The organism is Syntrophobacterales bacterium, from assembly GCA_019429105.1.
In the GTDB taxonomy this organism is placed as follows: Bacteria; Desulfobacterota; Syntrophia; order Syntrophales; family UBA5619; genus DYTH01.
Genome location: JAHYJE010000095.1, coordinates 1 through 1,514, shown reverse-complemented (window position 1 = coordinate 1,514; position 1,514 = coordinate 1). Strand labels below are relative to the sequence as shown.

The window sequence follows — 1,514 nt, the reverse complement described above, 5'->3', positions numbered from 1 at the left end:
CGAAACTGATCTGCCAGCATCCCGCCTTGCGCATCAAAGCGAGATTCTCCGGGGTAACATTGTTGACCCGCCCGAGGCAGGTCCAGGTTATGCCCAGATCGAGTTCGATCAGCTTCTCGCAGATTTCCCGCATTCGCGTCTTGAAGGTGATGAAAGTGTCATCCTCAAAGCTGATCTCCCGAATACCGTAGCGCTGGTGCAGCTCCACGATCTGCTCGACGACCCGGGTAGAGGAATAACCGTGGCAGCTGGAACCAAAGACCGATCGATCGCAAAAAATACATTTGTTCGGACATCCGCGCGCCGTGACGAGGGTCGTCGCCGGCAGATTTTTGACCTTGAATGGCGCCGGCATATATTTCTCGGGAAAACCCTCCAGCAGGTGCCAGGCCGGCATGGGCAAGCTATCAAGGTCGGTAATAAACGGCCGTCGCTCAGCGACCATGAGTTTTTCACCTTCGCGAAAAATAATCCCTCGAACCTCATTCAGTTTTTTACCCGCGGCCAGGACCTGCAGAAGCTCGGCAAAGATGGCCTCGCCTTCACCAATGACGGCAATATCAAACGAGGCGAATTTTTCCATCGTTTCTTTGGGCGCTGCGGTAATATGGGGTCCCCCGATAATGATGGTGATGTCGGGAAGGATCTGTTTGACAGCGCGAGCAAAGCGGTCGGCATTGCCGATGGCCAGGGTTGTGGATGAAATTCCGAGGATATCCGGGGAAACTTCCACCAGGCGCGCCAATAATTCCTGATCCGTCAAGGCCATGGCCGCCGCATCGATAACGCTGCAGCGACAACCTTCCGCCAGGGTGACACCGGCAATCATCAGCAGACCAAGAGAAGTCGCACTGCTGCCGCCCCCGGCAAAAGAGCCATAGCGTTCTGCAAACGAGACGGGTGGTGTTATCAAAAGCACGTGTAGCATATTATTGTCTCCCAGGGACACGATAGAATTTCGAACAGATATACGAACATTTACATCTAACCAACGGTGCGATTATAGTCAAGAAGTTCAAGAAACGAAAGCCGGAAGCGCACCATCAGGCGCATCATTGCCAAAGAACTGATTTTTTTTATGCGGTAGATTTTCCGCCGCTTGTGCCAATTCCGCGGCAGGCCGGTCAATGTGTCGCGTATTGCCCTTGCCAGCGCGGACAGACAGGCCAGAGGTGAGGCCGAGGAACGAAACTCCGCCCCACTGCCTCTGCCGGAAAGAACGATGAAAAACTGCACACCATAACGGATGCAGGTAAAAAGAGGCAGCAGGGCCAGCAGCGGCAACGGGAAGCTTTTGATGGCCACCCAGTAGTGGTTCCGCTCAACGAGATAGAGTTTGAATGGCGAAAACGTACCGCCGGTCCCGGAATATTTATGATAGACGACGGCGTTCATGGCGACAAGCGCCGTAAATCCGGCCAGTCGGCCACGCAGACCGAGATCGGTATCCTCGCAATAAGCAAAAAAATCCGCATCAAAAAAGCCGGTCACGTCGATCATCTCCCGGGTATATA

Annotated in this window: 2 protein-coding genes; both read right to left on the bottom strand. The window is 53.9% G+C overall.

Translation table 11 applies throughout. From position 1 onward, the window contains the following. Positions 1-928 (bottom strand): B12-binding domain-containing radical SAM protein (locus K0B01_14910; protein ID MBW6487433.1); only part of this gene is annotated, 928 nt, incomplete at its 3' end. Between the two features lie 56 nt (positions 929-984). Next, a partial coding sequence (locus K0B01_14905; GenBank protein ID MBW6487432.1) for a hypothetical protein occupies positions 985-1,514 on the bottom strand: 530 nt, incomplete at its 5' end.